Genomic DNA, 20,117 nt, shown 5'->3' on the forward strand with positions numbered 1-20,117 from the left:
GAGGATTGTAGGGTCTTTATTCGCCATTATAAAAGATGTCAAATCGGTTCTATAGGCAATAAAAACGTACAGATCGGACAACGAGTACAGGCAGGGCAAACTTTAATGTCGGTTGTGAAGTTAAATCCTTGGATAATCGCCAACTTTAAAGAAACTCAACTGCAAAAGATGGAGCCGGGGCAGGCCGTAGAAATCAAAATTGATGCTTTCCCCAACCATATCTTTCATGGAAAAGTAGATAGCCTCTCCCCAGGATCGGGAGCCAAGTTTGCGCTGTTGCCTCCTGATAATGCCACTGGTAACTTCACCAAAATCGTGCAACGAGTTCCAGTTAAAGTTGTATTTGATCCTGATAGTATCAAAGGCTATGAATCTCGAATCGTTCCTGGGATGTCTGTAATTACCATTGTGGAAACAAAATGATTCACAGGCGATCGCTACCCACAATCACCAGAGAAAGTTGATGACCAGTTCTACTAGTAGTCAAACTGCCACTCAATCATCAAACCAAGTTTCTCTCAAGGATTGGATTGGTGTAATGTCCACACTGCTTGGAGCATTCATGGCAGTACTGGATATTCAAATTACCAATGCCTCCTTGAATGACATTACTGGAGCATTAGGCGCCACCATTGATGAAGGCTCATGGATTTCTACAGGGTATTTGGTGTCCGAAATTGTAACAATTCCGCTCACCGGTTGGCTAAGTCAGGTATTCTCAGTCCGTCGCTACTTATTGATAAATGCCAGCCTTTTTTTACTCTTTTCTATAGCTTGTGCATTTGCCCAAAATTTACCCATGATGATTTGGTTTAGGGCAGGACAAGGATTTACAGGAGGAGTACTTATTCCGATGGCTTTTACGGTCATCCTGACCACGCTTCCGCCTGCGAAACAAACCATTGGCTTGGCAATGTTTGGTGTTACGGCTACCTTTGCGCCTTCTATCGGTCCTACGGTAGGTGGTTGGTTGACGGATAACTTTAGCTGGCAGTATATCTTCTATCTCAATGTGATTCCTGGACTGCTACTGCTCGCTGGCGTGAACTATGCTATTGCTGCAAAACCAATGAAATTGGAACTCTTCAAACATGGAGACTGGTGGGGAATTGCCTCCATGGCGATTGGTTTGGCTTCACTAGAATTCTTTTTAGAAGAAGGTAATCGCAAGGACTGGCTGGGTTCCGAAGAGATTCAAAGATCTGCCATTGTCGCCGCGATCGCCTTACCTGTTTTTATCGTCGTTCAATTTACCAATAAACAACCCTTATTAAATCTCCGACTTATTGGTCGCCGTAACTTTGGTTTGGCAATGGCAGTGAATCTAGCAACAGGGCTAGGCTTGTATGGTTCAGTTTTTCTTTTACCTTTATATTTGGCACAAATCCAAGGCTATAACGCCATGAAAATTGGTGAAACCATTATGTGGTCTGGCATACCTCAACTATTTATTACACCCTTAGTGCCAAGATTAATGCAGCGATTGGATTTGCGCTTGCTAATTGCCACAGGTCTTAGCCTATTTGGTCTTAGCTGCTTTATGAACTCAACCATGACTGCTCAAACTGGTATCGACCAATTGATCTGGTCGCAAATCGTTCGAGCCCTCGGACAACCCTTAATCATGACGCCGCTTTCCAGCGTAGCAACGAGTGGCATCGAACCCAAACAAATTGGCTCGGCATCGGCATTATTTAATATGGGGCGTAATTTAGGAGGCTCTATAGGCATTGCCATCCTTGGTACATTACTTTCGATCCGAGAAAAGTTTCATTCCAATCGTTTAGGAGAAGCAGTTTCCATAGCTAATCCATTGACTCGCGATCGCATTGACCAACTTACCCAATTATTCCTTAGCCGTACTAGTGATGCAGTGCAGGCAAAAAACCAAGCGATCGCCATTATCGATCGCCTCATTCGCCGTGAATCGAATGTGATGGCATTTAATGACTGCTTTTTCTTTATCGGGTGTGCTCTATTTGGTAGTGCTGTGCTAGTTCTATTTTTTAAAAAAGTTAGACCTATTCGAGGTGCCGTCAGTGAGCATTAGGAATTATAGATGCGTTGACAGTTCGGGCAGTCATGTAAAGCGGGAAGGCGATCGATCGAGGCGATTTGATATCCACAGGATTTACAGGGAGTGTTACAAGATACCAATTTCGATTTAGGAATCATGAGGATAATATTAAACACAACACCTAAAGCAATTAAGGAGATTGCAGTAATCATAAGTTTAGAAAAATTATTTCCTAATAATATTAAACTCCATGTAAAAATGCTGGACTTGATTTAGAAACAAAAGTTATGACTTCGGAGTCTTGCAAAATACCTTGGGAACGTACTCAAGCGATCGAAAGTAGCCATCCAAGTCTTTTGATATGTCAAGCCATCCTTATGAACCTAAAATGAACGAATCGTTGTCGTACCCCAAAATGCTCTGCATTCAGTAACTACGGCTTAAACCCAAATTGAGATCCAAAAATCTCCGACTTCAATATTTCAAGTGAAGTTCTTACCCTGAAAACAAATGAATGAAAGTCTTTCAGGCAGAATGGCTTATCTTCGTCAGAATCGGTGCCATGTGCCCTCATCCGCTAAACTATACTTAAAGGTGACACAAACATCAAAAGCGTAAGTGCAATGGTTCAAACGGTTCCTCAACTAATGACCCTGGACGAGTTTTTGGACTGGTATCCGGATGGCTACGGTCGCTATGAACTATGGAATGGGGTGGTGATTGAAATGCAACCAACAGGAACTCATGAGCAAGTTGGAGGGTTGCTAGGGGTCAAGCTAGGTGTTGAAATTGACCGATTGTCTCTGCCTTATATTATTCCGCGCCAAGCGATCGTCAAACCTATAGATACTGACAAGTCGGGCTATAGCCCTGATGTGATTGTCTTAGATCAGTTTTCGTTGAATGAAGAACCTTTATGGAAAAAGCATTCTACTATTACTCAGGGGAAATCGATACGGGTTGTCATTGAAGTTGTCAGCTCGAATTGGCGGGACGATTATGGTCATAAGTTCATTGACTATGAGGAATTGGGTATCCCAGAATATTGGATTGTTGATTATTTGGGATTGGGCGGTAGACGCTATATTGGCTCACCGAAAACACCCACGTTTTCGGTCTATCAGTTAGTGGATGGGGAGTACCAAATGCAACAGTTCCGTGGCAGCGATCGCATTATTTCTTTAGCCTTTCCAGAGTTGAATTTGAAGGCGGAGCAGGTTTTTGCTGTAGGGGTATAAGTTTTCAAATAAAAGCGATCGAGTGTCAAGTAAATTGTGTAAACTCTGAACATCAAGCATGGAGACGATCTCCAAATAAAAAGTCAATGCGATTCAGGGCAGGTTTCCAGTCCTTAATCGGCATCGTTCACTTTTTAGAGATATTCAGCATCGCCAAATGGACCAATTTACAGCAAACTCCGATCAAAGCTGCTGCAAGATAAGAGCAGTAAGGTCAATTCTTAGCTTAGTTTTAGGATGAATTTTGTGGATTATCAGAATGCTATTTACTGTAAAAGCAGCCTCATCAGATGGGAAAATCTGTTGATTTTTAATCACCTTGCGTAAACTGCTACTTCTGAAACGGCGATCGCTTTCACTCTCTTGGTGATGAATTTGGAGTGGCTGCTCAAGCAGCTTTTATTGTTCTCTTTTTCCTTGCTTACGTTTGACTGGAAAAGTTTGGCTCCTGAAAGATTGGAACAAGACTTTGATTTTTCAGCTTTCTGTAGAAAACCTCGCATCTTAACGAATTTTGATTCTCTTTTTGTATCCTATCTCTCGATCTCCGCATAATGACATTTTCAGCAAGCCCTATTTACCACCCTATTCACCTGACCTAAATCGCATTGAGAAATGTTGGGCTTAGTTGAAAGCTCGGATTCGCAAACTGCTTCGTAATTCAATAAATTTACATGAAGCTATGGATTTTGTGCTCAATCTGGCTGCGTTCCAACTAAGTAGGCAAGCACTATACTTAGGATCGTGAACTAAATTACCTGCAATTCTAATGGTGTAGAGTCATTATTTTAGAATGCCCATTATTTCTAAAGAACAGCACCTTAATAAATCCACGATCCTTATGACAATACAAATCGTTTGGCAAACTTATTCCTGTAGAGATAGATCCACTAAAAATAAGCTTCTTGAAATTCTTGAGAGCATCATTATTTAAAAAGGAGATTAAACTTTTGCATAGCCTCTAAAATACCACCAGCGTATGAATTATTGGCAAGATAATGACGCCTATCAGAATAAGCTCGATACCATTCAACTAATTCGGTTTGAGCATTGTTAACTATTACTCCAAATGTATCTTGCCGAAACATACTAATATCATTACCCGAATCGCCACATACCAAAGTTCTGTAGGGGGCAATTTCTGTTTTTTCTTGGAGATATTGGACGGCATTTCCCTTATTTGCATTTATCGGCAAAATATCAACATCAACATTACTACTAAAAACGATTTGAGCATTTAAACCTTTACGTTTCAAACTAGCATCCAATTTTTCAAGCGTAGCGTTCGTACAGCTTTTTCTTTCTTTCAACATAACGAACTGTGAAGTATATTTTGGAAATGGTGTATTCTCCAGTTCAGAATATTTTGTGTTAGTTTCGCATACTTCTTGCAGCCTTGATATTGAACGATCGAGAGAATCTAGATGAAAACTTAACTTCCAAGGATTCTGTTCTGCCTTGTTTTGAGGTTTGAGTGATGGAAATTGCTCATCAATAAGCGAAGCTATCTCACCACTATTCCAATCTGTACTGATTTTAATCGCCCAAGTCAGATCTAAATATCCCCGTGCATAAATTTCTGTCCCAACCCCTGTTACCCAATAGTCAGGTTCTATTAGCTCCCGTTCTTGCATTAAGTGCTGGGCTGAATTGTAGGAGCGCCCTGTGGCATAAACCAATACATAATGTTGACGATTGGTGGAAAGATACTGATTTAACTCCTTTGTTGCGAGATCGTCTCCTACAAGCGTATTATCTAAATCTGTAATCAAGAGAAATTGATTTGTAAATTTCGTCATGGAGTTGACTTAAGCAAGCATTGACAACAAAATATATCGTGACTGATAACCAAGATACATTTTGGGGAGCGATCGGGGAGAAATCGGGGGGATAACTATGTAAAGCAGTCTCTATCGTCAAAATTGCTTGAGCCGATATCCTAATCCATGCACGGTCTCGATCAGATCGTCAGGAGCACCAATCAGTCTGAATTTTTGGCGAAGGCTGCGGATATGTGATTTAACGGCTTCCTCGCTGGGTGGATCGTCAAGCGACCACAGACGTTCAATAATTCCAGGACGGCTGAGAACGCGACGACCGCTAGAAACTAGTAATTCCAATAGTTGAAATTCCTTAGGAGTCAACGATAGCAGTTCGCCATCGTAGATAACTTCATAGGTACTAATGTTTAGGGATAAGGTTCCCCAAGATAACATCGAAGTGCTACTTTTACCACCACGACGGATCAGCGCTCTCACCTGTGCCATTAGTTCTCCCATATCAAAGGGTTTGATCATATAGGCATCGGCTCCAGCATCAAGTCCAAAGATTTTATCAGCACTCGCATCTCTTGCCGTTAGCATCAAAACAGGAGTATTTGCATTATGTTGAAGATTACTCTCTCGTAATAGTCTACACAGACGTAGTCCATCAATTTTAGGCAAAGTAACATCTAAAATCATTAGATCGTATTCTAAAGTTTGTAAACTATGCCATGCTATTTCACCATTATTGGCAACATCAACAATAAACTGTTGATTCGTCAGTGCTTCGGCTAGTATGTCTGCCAACTGCATGTCATCTTCGACTACCAATATTCTCATAGTATGAAGTGGAACTTAGAACAAAAGTTGATTGTGGGTGGCTTATGTGCTGCTCTTTTACTGATGGGCATAATCAGTTGGATCTCATATCAAAATGCGATTCAACTGATTAAGAGTACGGAGCGTATTAAAAAAACCTATACTACTTTAGAATATCTTGCTGAAGTTCAAGCAACTCTTAATGAAGCTGAGGCAGGAAGGCGAGGCTATCTTTTATTTGGTACGCAAGTTGAGTTAGAACGTTACAATTTTGCGATCGCAAGAGCATTTGAGATCCTTAATGCTCTCGAACAATCTCTTGAGAGCAGGACTTCACAAAAAGAGCATTTACAGCAACTGCGATCGCTGATTGAAGAACGACAGAAGCTATATCTAAAATCGAATATCTTATTTCATCTCAATCCTAACGAACTATCTCCTAATCATCCGATGGTGATTGCTACGAGTAAAAATCGGACAGCTCTACAGCAGGTGTTCGTAGCCATACAATCAGAAGAACAGAGCTCGTTAAAAATATGGATAGAGCATTCAAATAACGATATGCAATATCGGATGGCGATCGAGAACGTCGGTACAATGCTCAGTTTTACGATTTTCCTGATAGTTTATATCGTATTTTATCAGCAATTATTAAGGCGCCAAAAAGCCGAGAGAATGCAACGAAAAATTTTACAAGAGAAAGAATTGAGCGAACTTAAGTTAGAGTTTTTAGCATTGGTATCTCATGAATTTCGGACACCCTTAAGCGTAATTTTAGGATCGGCTCAGTTGCTCAAAGATAATCTAGAAAATCGAGTTGAGCAATTGCAATTGCGAAGTTTGACAAGAATTGAATCTTCCGCAAAATCTATGAAGCATATGCTTGCCGATGTCTTAACCATAGCCCGTGCTGATGCGGGAAAGTTAGAATATAATCCTAGTTGGGTAGAACTTCAGTCTTTTTGTCTGAATTTGGTCGAAGATATGCAGTTAAGCGATCGCTTTCAGCATACGATCAAGCTAATCGATCTAGGCAATCGCACTCATGGCTGGCTTGATGAGGTGTCGATCTATTCTGTATTGAGCAATCTCCTATCCAATGCAATCAAATACTCTCCCATTGGCAGCAATATTGACTTTGTTTTGAACGGACAAGTAGACATGATTACCTTTCAGATTAAAGACGAAGGAATGGGCATTTCTTCAGAGACTCAAACTATTTTATTTGAACCATTCAGTCGTGGTGCAAATGCCAGAGGAATTGTAGGAACTGGTCTAGGTCTAGCTTTAGTCAAGCGTTGCCTCGATTTACACCAAGGTAAGATTATGGTAGATAGTCATACTGGTGCGGGTACAACTTTTACAATTCACATCCCACAACCGCAGTCATCTCCTTCTCAACTTTCAAGAGATACTATTGAATGATTTGAGTGCAAAAATCATTCAAAATGCAGAGCGAATTACTGGGGATTATCGAATTATTTCAACTCCATGACACCTTGGATGCCCATAAATATTAGTCCAGAATGAAAATCTAGCAAACTTAAATTGTCATAGGTAGGAGGAACATACTTTTTCGTCAAGATAATGGGATCTAAACCTTTGTTTTTCATATCTGCGATTGTTTGCTCTATTTCTGGCAAATTAATCCACATTTTTTGACCGTTTAAATTGGTCATCCATTCACAATGGGCAAGAACCTTATCTACTAGGCTCCTACCATACATGACATGATGATGCTTAGAATTCCTCTTAAGGATAGGAATGACTTTATGTAGGGTTACCACTCCACTAAATCCATCCATCGAAATTATGATGTCTAGTAGAGGCATAGCTTCTAACAGTTGCGATCGCTCCAATCCTGCTTTGTATGCCAGTGTAATCATCGCCACTTCATTGGGATCGCCAACAGCCATCCACTTCTTTTCTTTCTTAACTAACTTCGAGTTATTGCACAGTAGTCCTGCAATTAAGCATTCTTCTAATCCAGGAAACAACCAAGGATCGATCTGTTGGCGGTCGCAATAGATATTGCCATGAGGGCTATAGCCCTCCCCGCTAACCGAAAAAGATTGTCCGCCCACAAAAATCGCTTGAACGATTTTCTGCGTTTGAATTAGTTCGGATTGTCGTAAATATAAGGTATCTAATTGCATCGATTCACCTATTTTCGAGTAATAATAAGTCGTGATGATATCGCGGTTTTCATATTTACGTGGATATCATGAAATGACAGAGAAAGGTTAAAGAGACAGGAATTTCAGCACTTCCATTGATTGTAAATTCCGTCCGTATTTGCTTGAAAACTGCTATATATAGTGATTGGACTGAGAGAATTTATTTTTATAAATTAGAGAGTCATAAAGAAGATGCATCTTTTCAGCAACTGCCCTTTGACCAAACTGAGAACACACCCGTTCGTAACCAGATATTCCCATCGATCTGGCAGTTTGCGGTTCGCTCAGCAGTCTGGTAATCGCATTTGACAGGGCTTCTGGATCTCTTGGTGGGACTAGTAAGCCTGTTTCGCCATCAAGAACTGTCTCTTGCAATCCGCCCACCTTACTGGCAATCAGAGGAGTTCTCGCTGCCATTGCTTCGATCGCCACCAAGCCAAAAGGCTCATAATAGCTGGGAACAACACAAATATCCGCTGCTGCGTAATAGGTAGGCAAATGGGTTTGATCGATCGATCCTGTAAATGTAGTGATATTGTTTAAGTCTAACTCAGTGACTAAACTACGAATGCGCTGTTGTTCGACTGTATCCACAGCATTTTTATGACTACCGCCCACAAGATAGATTTGGCATCGATCCTTGAGTATGCTTGGCAGTTGGGCACAGGCTCTAACCAAAACTTCTATGCCTTTGCGTTCGTCAAAACGACCGACATAAAGAATCATTTTCTGATTATCAGGAATTCCCAATTGTTGCCTTGCGTGTACTTTATCTACCTGAGAGAAATGCTGAATATCAATACTACAGGGAATTACTTGAATCTGGCCTTGCTGAGAAACCAATTGCCGTAGATCTTGTTTCTCTTTTAAACTGGTTGCAACTACACAATCTGATTGTTCTAAACAAGCCCACTCTATGCCTAAACGAGAAAGAGCTATCTTTGGCACTATATCCATTGCCTTGTATTTAACGGCTCCCACAGAGTGATAAGTATGCACTTGAGGAATGCCAAGACGAGATCGCAGCTGTAGCGCCACCCATCCAGAAAGCCAATAATTAGAATGAATTAGATCGTAGGTAGTTCCAGTTTGTTGTTGGAATTTTAACCATGCTTCTAAAAATTCGGGTAGATAAGGAAATAATTCATCGCGGTGAATAAATTTGGTCGGACCTGCAGTAAGACGAATCGTACGGCATCCGTTTGCATGCTCGATAATATCGGGCCGATCGGAAGATTCGCGACGAGTAAACATATCAACTTGACAACCTCGTTTTGCCAGCGATAACCCCAATGATTTAACGTATAAATTTTGACCACCCGCACCATCTTTGCCGAGTTGAACAGATGGATCTCCATGGACGGAAATGAGAGCATATCGACGTTGCCTGTCAATTGTAGAGGATAGATTTCGCTCTAAAATTTCAGTTTCCAAATGGGGATGTCTCAATAGTTTGATAGTCATGTCCGCATTTTGATTAACAATACGGATAGATTATCTTTCCTATAGTTAAGAAAATGAGGATAAAACGGGGGGGGATCGGGAGGGCGGCGATCGCGTTTCTATGTTAGGAGTAATTTAAGTTAGATCGATCGGGACTTCCTTCTTCGTCTTATGCTTACTTCTATCCATTTCCCATTTATACGAACGCAGAATTATTTTCTGTCTTAGACTTGGTAGTCCAAGCCACAAACTCCCATTCATTTAATTAAGCGGTGCAAATCGCTTTAAAAATAGTGCAGGTAATATCACAGGAACACCTGCACTGATGCAAATCAATGCTTGCATCATACTGAGTGGTTGAGTATGAAATAGAGGATTGACGAAAGGTAACTGGCTAAAGAAAACTTGAAAGATGAAAACGCAAGCCACACCGATCGCAGGGATATAGGCAATTTTTAAATTGCAATTTTTTACGAGATTTTTTGAATAGCGATTTTGGAAATAAGCGAACAGAGATGGAATACATTGACTAATACTCAATAGATAGAAAGTTTCGGCGGAAACGAGGGTATGTACTGCCATAGTTCGCGCTAAGTCGAGATTGCTAGTAGTTTGCCAAATCCATTCAAAAACACCAAATACAGCAATTAGATTAAAGGCAGAAATAATCAGGATGCGCCATAGTAATTTTGGAGTTAATATTGGTTCGTGAGGACTGCGGGGCGATCGCCGCATGGTGTCAGTCGATTTTGGCTCAAAAGCAAGCGTGGCGCTTAGGGCAACAGAACTAACCATATTTACCCAGAGGATCTGCACAGGCAAAATTGGCAAAGAAGTAGCCGCTAAGATTCCCACTAATATGGTCAGGGCTTCACCACCGTTGACGGGGAGAATAAATCCAATCGTTTTTAGCAGATTGCCATAAACCGTGCGTCCTTCTTCGATTGCTAATTCAATCGAGGCAAAGTTATCATCAGTCAAGATCATATCTGCCGCTTCCTTGGCAACTTCCGTACCTGTAATTCCCATCGCTATGCCAATATCAGCTTTCTTTAAGGCAGGAGCATCATTGACTCCATCTCCTGTCATGGCAACAATTTCGCCTTTCGACTGTAAGGCTGTGACTAGGCGCAGTTTTTGTTCAGGTGCAATCCGCGCAAAAACGTTACTCTTTTCCACCGCATCTGCTAGTTCTCGATCGTCCATTTGAGAAAGCTGCTTACCAGTAAACACAAGGGGCTTCTCATCTTGGCTGAATCCCATTTGTCGCGCGATCGCGGCGGCAGTAAGTGCATGGTCACCCGTAATCATTTTGACTTGGATGCCTACAGAATGACAAGTACGCACAGCGGCGATCGCTTCGGCTCGTGGTGGATCGATCATCCCTTGAAGTCCTAGAAATACTAGCCCAGTCTGAATATCTTCATGATCGATCGCCTGAAATCGATCGGAAATTTCTTTCTTCGCAAAAGCGAGTACTCGCAAACCTTGAGAAGCCATCCGATCGATAGTTTCCTCAATTTGCTGACGTTCTAAGTCGATTAATTCTCCATTTGCATCCAGTTGACGATGACATCGTTTCAGAATTGATTCCGCCGAACCCTTGATATAAACTATGTGGCGATCGGTATCTTGTCCATCCTCCTTACGCTGATGCAAAGTTGCCATATATTGAAACTGTGACTCAAAGGGAATAGTGTCTAGCCTTGTTTGTTCCTGTTCTAGATCCTGTAATGTCAATCCCACTTTTTGTGCCGAAACAATTAATGCACCTTCAGTTGGATCGCCTGCTACAGTCAACTGTCCATCTTTGGTTTGGATATGGGAGTCATTGCATAATAAACCACACTTTAGGCATTCCCGCAATGCCGGCAACCGATCGATTTCTATGGGATGCTGCTCTTGTAAAATCGCACCTTGCGACTCATAGCCAACTCCACTAACCCCATAGGAATGATTTCCAGCATAGATTGCTTGTACAGTCATCTGATTTTCGGTGAGTGTCCCCGTTTTGTCAGAACAAATTACAGTCGTACTACCAAGGGTTTCTACGGCTGGTAGCTTCCGAATAATCGCGTGTTGCTTTGTCATTCGTTCTACGCCGATCGCTAAGGTGACGGTCACTACGGCGGGAAGTCCTTCAGGGATCGCACTCACGGCTAGGGCGACAGCGGATTTAAAGCCCTCTGTCCAAGTTCCACCTTTGCCCATCACCACCACAAACATAAAGGCGGCTAATCCCAAGATGACGTACAAAAGACTCTTGCTAAATTGCTCGATCTTGCGCGTGAGGGGAGTCTCTAGCTCTGTATTCTGCTCTATTAATTGCGAAATACGCCCAATTTCAGTTTGATTGGCGATCGCTACTACAATTCCCTTGGCGGTTCCGAATGTCACCAAGCTACTTCCATAAACCATGTTACGGCGATCGGCTAAAACCGTATCAGCATCTAGCGCTTCAATTGCTTTTTGAACGGGAACTGATTCCCCTGTTAAAGCAGATTCACTTACTTGCAAGTCACGCACTGCCACTAGCCGTAGGTCAGCAGGTACTTTGTCACCAGAGGTCAGCAACACCAGATCTCCCAATACCAGTTCGCGGGAATTAATCTGCACTTTCTGTCCATCGCGAACGATCGTGGCTTCAGTGGTTACAGATTTGGCTAGAGCCGCGATCGCATTTTCTGCTTTCGATGCTTGGATAAAGCCAATTACAGCATTAATCACCATCACACCGAGAATTACACTCGCATCTACCCAGTCCTTGAGTAGTAGCGTCACGATACCAGCCACCAACAAAATATAAATTAAGGGTTGATTAAATTCATTCAGGAAACGAGAAATGGCGCTTTTCCCTACTTTACCCTTGATTTCATTAACCCCATAAAGCTCTTGACGTTCAGCTACTTCAGTTTTTGATAATCCTATTGCTAAATCTGTCTCTAGAATTTTGGCGGTATCAGCAGTAGATTTCTGATGCCACTGCTGCTTAAATAGGTTTTCAATATTAGAAAGTGTCATAGACTAAATACTTGAATGAATAGGGATCGAATAACTGTGAGTGAATCCATTTAGTTGCTGAAATTTTACTAAGCCTCTCAAAATTGGGGCAGATAAGGAAATAATTCGTCACGGTGAATAAATTGGTCGCTCCTGCGATGAGACGAAGCGTACGACAGCCATTTGCATACTCGATAACATCAGGTCGAGCGGGAGATTCGCGTCGGGTAAACATCACGACTTGACAAACTTATTTTGCCAGCGATAGCCCCAATGATTTAACGTATAAATTTTGACCGCTCGCACCATCTTTACCAAGTTGAACAGATGGATCTTCGTGGACGGAAATGAGGGCATATCGACGTTGCGTGTTGATTACAGAGGATAAACTTCGCGCTAAGATTTCAGTTTCCAAATGGGGCTGTCTCGATCCTTTGATAGTCATGTCCGCATTTTGATTAACAATACGGATAGATTATCTTTCCCATAGTTAAGAAAATGAGGATAAAACGGGGAGAAATCGGGAGGTATTCGATAGGACAACACGATTAGAATTAATTCTTTACCGTCAAGTGCAATAAGGTTCTACCATCCTGTGGCAATTCGAGCCAGGTAGTTGCACCAGAAAAACTCGCACGGTTGACGAGGCTGAGGCGATCCTGCCCGATTTGCCAATTGGTCTGTAGGTATAACGCGATCGCTCTATATCGCAATTGCTCGAAATTAATTTTTTCCGAACTATGCCGTGAAACCGAGACAGTCAGACGAAGCGAAGGATATCGTTTCAAAAGATTACCGACTCGATCTAACGTACTGTTTGCGGAGGTAGGAAGTGTAGATTTATCTACCTCAAATAAGATTTCTCCTGCCAACGCATCAATACGTTCCAACCTTACATTTGCATCTTCGATACCCAAACGGTTGCGAATATCTCGAAAGACTAACGATCGCGCATCCTCGCTGATATCGCGATCGCTAAGGTAGGCGATCGTCACAAGCATAGGCTGGGTTTTACCCATAGTCATCGCATAGTCTAGTAACCGAACCTGCGGTGGCAATGCCAGATCGGCAAGCGATAGGTTTAGCTGCTGTAAGAGATTTCCCTGCAACTCGCTGAAACTAGGTGGTTTTACTTCTACGGACGACCATACTTCTTCTTTTTTAGCCAGAATTTCGTTGGATGCAGTCGGAATCTCAATTAGGGTAAATTGGATTTGTTGCGGAACTTTGTCGAACCTTTGAGCGAGTTCCCGTATATAACGCTCCTTCTCCAATGGGGAATAAAGTTTGCTCGTAAAAACATTGATCTGCAAGGTCATTAGCCGATCCTGTTCGCGCACGGTAATTCGTTCGATCGAGGAGCGTGGTTGTCCGTCAGGGAGCGTGCCAAAGTCTCGTTGCCAAACCTCCGTTACGGTGCGTCGCAGGAAGTTCTGTCTTTGCTTTTGCACGACTTCATCACCCAATTTGCCAAAAGCACTGCTGAGGGGAACTAAAAGTGCTAAAAGTGCAAACAAGCCCACCAGCAATCTCCCCTGCAACCCACCGATCGGGCGCAAACGTTTTAAAAAAGGATAGCTGCCCAAAAAATCCTGAACGGTGCGGCTTTCTAAATCGTTTGTTTCCCAGGTCTTGACCGTTTCTCGCACTGCATCTGTATCGATGTGCAAAGCTAGAAAGACGAGCAATGATGAGAAGGCGATCGCGACCAGATTGGTCAGAAATAGCAACCCTCCACCTCTTGCAGTTTGGAGTCCATCCGTCAGATTTTGGCTCAAGGCAATACCAATGCCATAGCCGACAACACATAGAGGCGGCATTAAGGCAACCGCGATCGCGGCTCCCGGGATTGAATTAACGACTCCTTTAATCGGACGGCAGGTGGCTAATGCGCCAACCGCTCCTGAAAATAAGGCGATGCCTAGATCGAGGGTATTTGGTTGGGTACGTCCTAAGATTTCGCTGGTTATTTCCTTAAAAGGGAGTGTGGAGATGAGAAGTACCGCAAAACTAATGGCAACCGAACAACTTAAGGTGAGGTTCGCGATCGCTCGGGCAAGTAATACAAAATCTCCTGTTGCTAATGCCAAGCCTAGTGCCAGAATTGGTCCCATGAGTGGAGAAATTAGCATGGCTCCAATAATTACTGCAGGACTGTTGAGAACAAGACCTAGGGTAGCGATACCTGCGGCAAAAACAACCTGAAGCCAGTAGGATGCATCCCGTAATGTGGCAGCCTGCGAGATTTCTAAGTACACCTCGACTTTCCGCTCCTCGTCCACGCCCATTTGCGTTGCCAACCAATTACGGTAGTTTTGCCATAGAGTTGGATTTTTGTCGGACTTACTCATAAGGACTTTCTCTCTTTCCTTTTCTATAAGTGGTTTTCGTTTGACTGTATGCGTAAGGAATTATTGATAATAAAGTAAGAGATTATGTCGCTGTCAGCCAGTAAAACTGATACCCCTGAATAACAATGCGCGCATCATGTTGAGATGGCTTTTTGCCACTATATAAATCGATAAACCGACTATAAACGCTAAAACCTGTATGACTTAATGCCGACAAGTCCAGATATTGCGGATTGACATCAAAATTGGCTAGTACCAGCACTTTCTCTGATGGACGTTGATGATCGAATCGAATAAAACCAAGCAAGTGTTCATTACACCTGCGACTTTACAAACCTCAGCGGCTGTCTTCCCAGAATTTTGATACAAGATCCTCGCGTTCTCCAGTTTAGCAACATCGGTTCGGGGTCTTCCACCCGTTCTGCCTCTAGCTTTAGCTGAAATTCTTCCTGCTGAAGCTCGCTCGGCACGTAATTCCCGCTCCATCTGATGGATAGCCCCCATCATTGACAGAAAACAGCGACCTGTAGCTGTCGTGGTATCAATACTCTCTCGCAATGACAACAAGTTAATCTGACGTTGTTCCAAAATCTTAGCCGTTTCGAGCAGATGGAGTAACGAACGGGTCATCCGACTTAGTTCAGTGACAACTAAAGTATCATCTGGGCGAATATATTTCAGCAAATCATCCCATCTAGGTCGCTCCAGCCGCGAACCAGTTAACTTGTGAGTAAAGATTTTAATGCAACCAGCTTGCTTCAAAGCATCCATCTGCGAATCAAGATTTTGACCGATGCTACTGACACGAGCATAGCCGATCCGATTTGGTGATGTTTTCGGTTCGATGGGAGTTGAAGTGTCCACAGTGCAAGATCTTAACTCATGTATAAAGTATCTGCACGATGATTATAGCAAAGGTTTTAGCACTAGAAATTAACGTAAACTCGTTGAGTCACATCAAGTAAATGAGGAGTGCAGAAAGTGTACTTTCCGCACTCTTGCATGAGGAAATTTGAGTCAGCCATCAATGCTCTACATTGCTATTGATTTATAAATTGAAGGCACAATCCCCATCATACAGAAGTGTCTCTGAGAGATAGTTCCAGCCATAGCGTACAATTTTCCCCTAATTCCCCGTTTACACCATAGAGGAGTCATCTCATGACTATATCTCCCGATTCGGAATCGCTTTCGCATCTATCGTTAGAAGTGTTACAAAAGCAACTAAGTACCTCAGATCGGGGATTGAGTCAGACAGAGGCAAAAAAGCGGCTATTACAAGATGGCGAGAACTAATTACCTGAAGAAACGATTAGCCCGATCGTGCAGTTTCTATCGCATTTTTGGGGGCCGATCGCATGGATGATCGAGGCGGCAGCAATTCTCTCAGCAGTAGTCGGTGACTGGGTTGATTTTGGAATTATTCTGTTACTGCTGATTGGTAATGGCGTGGTGGGATTTTGGGAAGAGTTTCAGGCGGGCAATGCGATCGCTGCCCTCAAAGCAAAGCTTGCCCTCAAAGCGAAGGTTAAACGCGATAACCAATGGGGGGCTATTCCTGCTAAAGATCTTGTTGCTGGCGACCTGATTCGCTTACGGTTGGGTGACATTGTGCCAGCAGATGTGCGATTTTTGTCAGGCGATCCCGCACAGGTTGACCAATCGGCATTAACGGGGGAATCGCTACCTGTAGAACATAAGATTGGCAATGTTCTACAGCTTTACCCGAAAGAGGACGAATTGGAATTTTTAATCGCTCTTATTACGAAGAAATCTTAGTAACAAGAGTGCATCCAGAAATCCTAGAGCAGCGACCGCTCACTGTTAGTTTAATTGATAATGATATTTGGAAGTGCTGTTTTGAAGAAATCAACAATTTTGAGAAGCATCTGGTCAATAATGGGACGTCACCCTCAAGTTTTTCCTAAATGCATCTAAAGATGAGCAGAAAGAACGCTTTCTAGAACGGATTAATCGCCCTGAAAAGAATTGGAAGTTCTCTGTAAATGATGCGAAAGAGCGCAGATTTTGGGATGACTATATGAGTGTCTATGAGGATATGTTCAATCACACAAGTACAAAATATGCTCCTTGGTACGTTATCCCCGCCAATCGCAAATGGTTTACTCGTCTGGTTGTGGCTGGTATCATTTACACTCAGTTAAAGGAACTGAACCTCAAATATCCTACGCTCAGTAAAGAGCAACATCAAGGGCTTTTAAATGCGAAGGAAATTCTGGAGAGCCATAAATAAAATAGGTAACTATTGCAGTTAGCCAAGAATACACAGACGAGATTTATAGTAGACTGAAGTTCTGAGTACCTTAATTTTTCCAACTTTCCTCAAGCTTTAATGCTGTCCACAGCAATATGTGAAAACCCCGATTGCTCATCTTTTTATTTCAAAACCTTTGATAAAAATAGAAAACCATATTAGATTGATTAATTCTTGGCTAACTGATTTCTCTTCCCGCAAGTTAGATTTTACAACAAGTTGAGACCCTTAGTTTTTCTCATGATACATCCTTTAATTTCTCGGCTCGTGACATGTTTAAATACAAATCGGCATTACACTTTTCGCCCATGCCAATTGGGGCTGCTAACCAATTACGGTAGTTTTGTCATAGAGTTGTATTGTTGTTAAACCTATTCATGCAGGCTTGCTTCCTTCTATTGATATCACTTGCCCAAGCTAATTTCTGAGTCATCATGACAAAAATCAGTCATATCATTTGGAAACGGGTTTCCCGTGCGTTAGTACGCCCAAAGCGACTTGCTATTTTTGAAGCCTGTTTGATTGGTTTAGTGTCAGGATTAGCTGCTCTCCTACTAGGGGAGGGAGTTGGCTGGTTGGGGGGGTGGCGACGCACTTTGGCTCACTGGATTCCCGTCTACATGGCGCTACCTGCGATCGGTCTGATCGCAGGATTGTTATCAGGATGGCTGGTAGATCGCTTTGCTCCTCAGGCAGGAGGAAGTGGCATGCTTGAAGTTAAAGCTGTCTTGGCAAAAGTTCCAATGCCACTCAATCTACGCATTGCCTTAGTAAAACTGATCAGTACAACGCTGGTTCTAGCATCAGGAATGCCCTTGGGCAAAGAAGGTCCAACGGTACAAATTGGAGCATCTCTAGCCAATCAGCTCAGTCGGTGGTTTCCCACTTCTCCTGACCATCGCCGTCAGTTAATTGCCGCTGGAGCTGGAGCTGGACTAGCTGCTGCCTTTGACGCCCCCATTGCAGGGGTGCTGTTCGTAGTTGAAGAATTGCTTCAAGATGTCTCTGGCATTACTTTGGGAACGGCCATTTTAGCATCCTTTATCGCGTCCATCGTCGCTCGGATCTCTGGTTCGCACAGCTTGAACTTAGATTTACATCTTATTACTGCGCATACCAGTTTTTCAGCCCCCGAAATCCCTTTTTATTTACTCCTAGGGATTTTAGCAGGGTTACTGGGTGCTTGGTTTAACCGAGGCATATTATTCAGCCTTGCTCTCTACCACCGTTTTCTCAACGTCAGTTTGCCTTGGCGGATTGGGTTTGCTGGATTGGTTACAGGAATTGCGCTTTCTACGCTTCCAATAGAGCTGCGAGATCATGCTGGACTGCGACAACTTTTGCTAACTGGAGAGACAAACTGGCAACTGGTTGCCTTCATATTTTGCTTTGAGTTTCTGTTAATCTTGATTACTTTTGGCTCTGGAGCTCCAGGTGGTTTGTTAGTCCCTAGTATGACATTGGGAGCAGCCTTGGGCTATCTAGTTGGCACTTGGGAATATCATTGGCTGGGACTGAGTGCGGCAGAGACCTATGCCCGTGTGGGCATGGGAGCCTTTTTCTGTGGCGTTGCCCGCGTGCCGATTACTGGAATGATTATTGTTTTCGAGATGACGACTGATTTTAATCTGGTCTTGCCACTAATGATTGTTTCTGTGACTGCATACCTAGTTGGAGAGTTGGTCGAAGCAGGTTCGCTCTACGATCGCTTACTGGAATTCAAAGGTATTCACCTAGCTAAGGATTTAGCACCCAAGGAGGCTTGGGCTGAGCTGACAGCGGATGACGTGATGCAGCGCCGAGTAGAAACGCTCTCTAGTCAGCTAAGTTTGGAAGAAGCTTTACAAGCTTTTTCGCAGTCATCACATCGAGGCTTTCCAGTGCTGGAGAAGGGGAAATTAGTCGGTATATTGACCCAGAAAGATATTTCCAATGTTTCTGAACGGGGTCTAAGAGGTGATTGCACTGTAGCTGATGTCATGACTCCTGAACCATTCACCACCAGTCCAGACGATACCCTCGCCCATGTTGTACACCTATTGGATCGTCACAACTTAAGCAGTCTACCCGTGATTGAAGGACGTCGTTTAGTAGGCATTATCACTCGTAGCGATATCATTCGAGTGGAAGCAGCCCATTTAAGTGGTGAAGAAAATCTAGCGCGTCATCAATCCACTCAATCTCAGGTGATTTATCAGACTCGTTCGCCTGAAACTGGTCAAGGACGCATTCTCGTACCGTTGATTAATCCCAAAACTGCCAATACTTTGTTAGAGATGGCAGTAGCAATTGCCCACGATCGCCACTACGAAATCGAATGCCTACATATAATTGTAGTACCTCGTCATCAGTCTCTCACAGAGGCAAAAGTCAGTAAAGTCCTTGGTCAACAGTTATTGTGGTCGGCAATACAATTAGCTCAGGCATGGGAGATTCCTATTCACACTCAGATTCGGGTTGCTCACGATCTCTCCAGTGAAATTCTACAATCTATTAAGGAACGACATGTCGATCTGGTAATCATGGGATGGAAGGGCAACACAACTACGCCCGGACGGATTTTTAGCCAAGTTGTAGATACCATTATTCTCCAGGCAACATGCAGCGTAGTGCTAGTCAAACTAGGCAGTTTACCCCATTTTGATCGCTGGTTAGTGCCAATTGCAGGTGGTTCCAATACTCAAGAAGTAATTCAACTTTTACCCGCACTAGTACAGCAGGGCGGAAATAGGGCTACCCTATAGAAGGTGAGCTAAATGAAAGAGAAGAGCTATGCCCAGATCAGCCCCTACACCCTTAAAGTTAAATGAAACCGAACGTCGGGATCTTCAACAAATCGCCAATCGTCATAACACGCCCCAGCAAATAGCCTTGAGAGCCAAAATCATCTTACTTGCCGACGAAGGATGTAATCATCGGGAAATAGGTAGAAAGTTGTCTATCAGTCGAGACATGGCAAGGTTGTGGCGGGAACGGTGGTTAAGAGCGTGTTTGAGAAGTTTAGGGTAGAAAAAAAGCCCCCAAAGTTATAGGT

The 20,117-nt window shown here is 43.0% G+C and carries 18 protein-coding genes and 2 pseudogenes; 10 read left to right on the forward strand and 10 right to left on the reverse strand.

Annotated elements, in window-relative coordinates; translation table 11 throughout:
* Nucleotides 1-423, forward strand: a 423-nt coding sequence (locus tag V2H45_RS19340; RefSeq protein ID WP_330485318.1) for an efflux RND transporter periplasmic adaptor subunit, incomplete at its 5' end; no start/stop codon positions are given.
* Between the two features lie 40 nt (nucleotides 424-463).
* The gene (locus V2H45_RS19345; protein ID WP_408648836.1) at nucleotides 464-2,050 is read left to right on the forward strand and encodes an MDR family MFS transporter; all 1,587 of its coding nucleotides are present in this window, start codon (nucleotides 464-466) and stop codon (nucleotides 2,048-2,050) included.
* Here V2H45_RS19345 and V2H45_RS19350 read toward each other — a convergent pair.
* Nucleotides 2,047-2,229, reverse strand: coding sequence for a hypothetical protein (locus V2H45_RS19350; RefSeq protein WP_330485320.1), 183 nt, complete (start codon nucleotides 2,227-2,229; stop codon nucleotides 2,047-2,049). The two genes, V2H45_RS19345 and V2H45_RS19350, sit on opposite strands and share 4 nt — an antisense overlap.
* A gap of 411 nt (nucleotides 2,230-2,640) precedes the next feature.
* On the opposite strand from V2H45_RS19350, the gene V2H45_RS19355 reads away from it, so the two are divergent.
* Both V2H45_RS19355 and V2H45_RS19360 read left to right on the forward strand, forming a co-directional pair.
* The gene (locus V2H45_RS19355) at nucleotides 2,641-3,255 is read left to right on the forward strand and encodes a Uma2 family endonuclease (RefSeq protein WP_330485321.1); all 615 of its coding nucleotides are present in this window, start codon (nucleotides 2,641-2,643) and stop codon (nucleotides 3,253-3,255) included.
* A 511-nt stretch (nucleotides 3,256-3,766) separates the two neighbouring features.
* Nucleotides 3,767-4,003, forward strand: a pseudogene (locus V2H45_RS19360) (transposase).
* A gap of 178 nt (nucleotides 4,004-4,181) precedes the next feature.
* Here V2H45_RS19360 and V2H45_RS19365 read toward each other — a convergent pair.
* Both V2H45_RS19365 and V2H45_RS19370 read right to left on the reverse strand, forming a co-directional pair.
* A complete protein-coding gene (locus tag V2H45_RS19365) occupies nucleotides 4,182-5,054 on the reverse strand; it encodes an HAD-IIB family hydrolase (protein WP_330485322.1) in 873 nt (290 codons plus the stop codon).
* Nucleotides 5,055-5,171: 117 nt separating this feature from the next.
* Nucleotides 5,172-5,858 (reverse strand): response regulator transcription factor, encoded by a 687-nt coding sequence (locus V2H45_RS19370; protein WP_330485323.1) that lies wholly within the window; start codon nucleotides 5,856-5,858, stop codon nucleotides 5,172-5,174.
* Nucleotides 5,859-5,861: 3 nt separating this feature from the next.
* Here V2H45_RS19370 and V2H45_RS19375 point away from each other — a divergent pair, with 3 nt between their 5' ends.
* Entirely contained in the window at nucleotides 5,862-7,262 is a 1,401-nt protein-coding gene (locus V2H45_RS19375; protein ID WP_330485324.1) for a sensor histidine kinase, read from the forward strand.
* Nucleotides 7,263-7,315: 53 nt separating this feature from the next.
* Here the strand turns inward: V2H45_RS19375 and V2H45_RS19380 are convergent, their stop codons facing one another.
* The 7 genes from V2H45_RS19380 to V2H45_RS19410 form a co-directional block, all read right to left on the reverse strand.
* Nucleotides 7,316-7,993, reverse strand: a complete 678-nt coding sequence (locus tag V2H45_RS19380; RefSeq protein ID WP_330485325.1) for a hypothetical protein — start codon at nucleotides 7,991-7,993, stop codon at nucleotides 7,316-7,318.
* A gap of 153 nt (nucleotides 7,994-8,146) precedes the next feature.
* On the reverse strand, nucleotides 8,147-9,478 hold the full coding sequence (locus V2H45_RS19385; RefSeq protein WP_330485326.1) for a glycosyltransferase: 1,332 nt from the start codon (nucleotides 9,476-9,478) through the stop codon (nucleotides 8,147-8,149).
* Between the two features lie 240 nt (nucleotides 9,479-9,718).
* Entirely contained in the window at nucleotides 9,719-12,478 is a 2,760-nt protein-coding gene (locus tag V2H45_RS19390; protein ID WP_330485327.1) for a cation-translocating P-type ATPase, read from the reverse strand.
* 229 nt (nucleotides 12,479-12,707) lie between these two features.
* On the reverse strand, nucleotides 12,708-12,902 hold the full coding sequence (locus V2H45_RS19395) for a hypothetical protein (RefSeq protein ID WP_330485328.1): 195 nt from the start codon (nucleotides 12,900-12,902) through the stop codon (nucleotides 12,708-12,710).
* Between the two features lie 109 nt (nucleotides 12,903-13,011).
* A complete protein-coding gene (locus V2H45_RS19400) occupies nucleotides 13,012-14,808 on the reverse strand; it encodes a DUF389 domain-containing protein (protein ID WP_330485329.1) in 1,797 nt (598 codons plus the stop codon).
* An 82-nt stretch (nucleotides 14,809-14,890) separates the two neighbouring features.
* Nucleotides 14,891-15,070 (reverse strand): hypothetical protein, encoded by a 180-nt coding sequence (locus tag V2H45_RS19405; protein WP_330485330.1) that lies wholly within the window; start codon nucleotides 15,068-15,070, stop codon nucleotides 14,891-14,893.
* Nucleotides 15,058-15,672, reverse strand: a complete 615-nt coding sequence (locus V2H45_RS19410; protein WP_330485331.1) for a recombinase family protein — start codon at nucleotides 15,670-15,672, stop codon at nucleotides 15,058-15,060. The genes V2H45_RS19405 and V2H45_RS19410 overlap by 13 nt, the downstream gene beginning before the upstream one ends.
* 297 nt (nucleotides 15,673-15,969) lie before the next feature.
* Here V2H45_RS19410 and V2H45_RS19415 point away from each other — a divergent pair, with 297 nt between their 5' ends.
* The 5 genes and pseudogenes from V2H45_RS19415 to V2H45_RS19435 all read left to right on the forward strand — a co-directional run bounded on the left by V2H45_RS19415 (nucleotide 15,970) and on the right by V2H45_RS19435 (nucleotide 20,092).
* Nucleotides 15,970-16,104, forward strand: a complete 135-nt coding sequence (locus tag V2H45_RS19415; protein WP_330485332.1) for a cation-transporting P-type ATPase — start codon at nucleotides 15,970-15,972, stop codon at nucleotides 16,102-16,104.
* Nucleotides 16,105-16,170: 66 nt separating this feature from the next.
* Nucleotides 16,171-16,587, forward strand: a complete 417-nt coding sequence (locus V2H45_RS19420) for a P-type ATPase (protein ID WP_408648837.1) — start codon at nucleotides 16,171-16,173, stop codon at nucleotides 16,585-16,587.
* Nucleotides 16,512-17,062, forward strand: a pseudogene (locus tag V2H45_RS25690) (polyphosphate kinase 2 family protein); the annotation flags it as partial. The gene V2H45_RS19420 and the pseudogene V2H45_RS25690, both read left to right, overlap by 76 nt.
* 455 nt (nucleotides 17,063-17,517) lie before the next feature.
* The gene (locus tag V2H45_RS19430; protein ID WP_330485334.1) at nucleotides 17,518-19,827 is read left to right on the forward strand and encodes a chloride channel protein; all 2,310 of its coding nucleotides are present in this window, start codon (nucleotides 17,518-17,520) and stop codon (nucleotides 19,825-19,827) included.
* A gap of 28 nt (nucleotides 19,828-19,855) precedes the next feature.
* The gene (locus tag V2H45_RS19435) at nucleotides 19,856-20,092 is read left to right on the forward strand and encodes a helix-turn-helix domain-containing protein (protein WP_330485335.1); all 237 of its coding nucleotides are present in this window, start codon (nucleotides 19,856-19,858) and stop codon (nucleotides 20,090-20,092) included.
* Nucleotides 20,093-20,117 lie beyond the last annotated feature (25 nt).

The sequence above is a fragment of the Tumidithrix elongata BACA0141 genome (assembly GCF_036349135.1).
GTDB lineage: Bacteria > Cyanobacteriota > Cyanobacteriia > Pseudanabaenales > Pseudanabaenaceae > Tumidithrix > Tumidithrix elongata.